The organism is Thiobacillus sp. (genome assembly GCF_018780105.1).
Classification (GTDB): domain Bacteria; phylum Pseudomonadota; class Gammaproteobacteria; order Burkholderiales; family Thiobacillaceae; genus Thiobacillus.
Genome location: NZ_JADMKC010000011.1, coordinates 1 through 1,246, shown reverse-complemented (window position 1 = coordinate 1,246; position 1,246 = coordinate 1). Strand labels below are relative to the sequence as shown.

Sequence of the window (1,246 nt, the reverse complement as noted above, 5' to 3'; positions counted from 1 at the left end):
CTCGATGTGGAACTGCACCTCCTGCTACAACTGCATCGTGCGCTGCCCGCGCAAGCTGCCGATCACCCACATCATGCACGGCATCGCCGAATACGCGCACCGTATCGGCCTGGCGCCCAAGATGCAGGCCACGCGTTTCTTCAGCGGCCTGTTCTGGAAAAACTGCACGCATACCGGCCGCGTCAACGAGCTCAAATTGTCGCTGGGTCTCTACTTCAAAGGCGGCTTGGCTTCGGGCATCAAGGAAGGCATGAAGATGAAGGATGTCGCCATCGGTCTGGTGCTGGCCAAGCGGCTCAACCCGCTCGAACTGTTCGGCGGCCACAAGTGCAAGGATCAGAAAGGCATCCAGGCGATGCTGAACAAGGCCTACGAAATCGAGCGCAGCCGCAAGGCCGCCAAAATGGCAGGCTGAGGAGATAATTACCCATGGCAAAACATGAATACGCGTTTTACCCCGGATGTTCGTCGCAAAAGGGTGCGTCCGCGTCCAACTACCTGACCTCGGTCGAGTCCATGTGCAAGACGCTCGACGTCAAACTCACCGAAATCCCCGACTGGAACTGCTGCGGCGCCTCGATTGGTTACGCCGAAGCGGGCGAACTGCCGCGCCACGTGATGAACGCGCGCAACTTCGCGCTGTCCGAAAAGAACCTGCCGGGTCAGGAAATCGTCGCCACCTGCGCCGCCTGCTGGCTCGGTGCGCGCGAAACCCGCGAGCGGCTGACGCATTCCGACACCCTGATGGCCGACACCCGCGAAGCCTTGAAGGAAGCCGGACTGACCATCAACGAAATGCCCAACATCCGCCACATGGTCGAAGTGCTGATCGAAGACCTGGGCTTTGACGAAATGAAGAAGCACGTCGTGCGGCCGCTCGAAGGCGTCAAGATCGCGGGCTACGTCGGCTGTCAGACCAACCGTCCGTTCGGCGTCGCCGGCGAATCGTTCGAGAACCCGGTCTACCTCGACAAGATGGTCGAAATGGTGGGGGCCGAATCGATCCCCGAGTACGAGCAGAAAGTCACCTGCTGCGGCGGTGCACTGGCATTCTCCGAACCGGAAAAGGCGCAAGCGCAGATCAAGGACATCGTCGAGTCGGCCTACGACCACGGCGCGGAAATGATCGTCACGCCGTGTCCGCTGTGCCAGGCCAACGTCGAGATCTATCAGGGCCAGATCAACAAGACTTACGGCACCAAGTTCAACATTCCCGTGATGTATTACAGCCAGCTGATGGTGGTGG

General features: G+C 59.9%; 2 protein-coding genes. Both read left to right on the top strand.

What is annotated here, in order from left to right:
- Positions 1-415: heterodisulfide reductase (locus tag IV098_RS08870; protein WP_296888226.1), on the top strand; the 415-nt coding region annotated here is incomplete at its 5' end.
- A 14-nt stretch (positions 416-429) separates the two neighbouring features.
- A partial coding sequence (locus tag IV098_RS08865) for a heterodisulfide reductase-related iron-sulfur binding cluster (RefSeq protein WP_296888224.1) occupies positions 430-1,246 on the top strand: 817 nt, incomplete at its 3' end.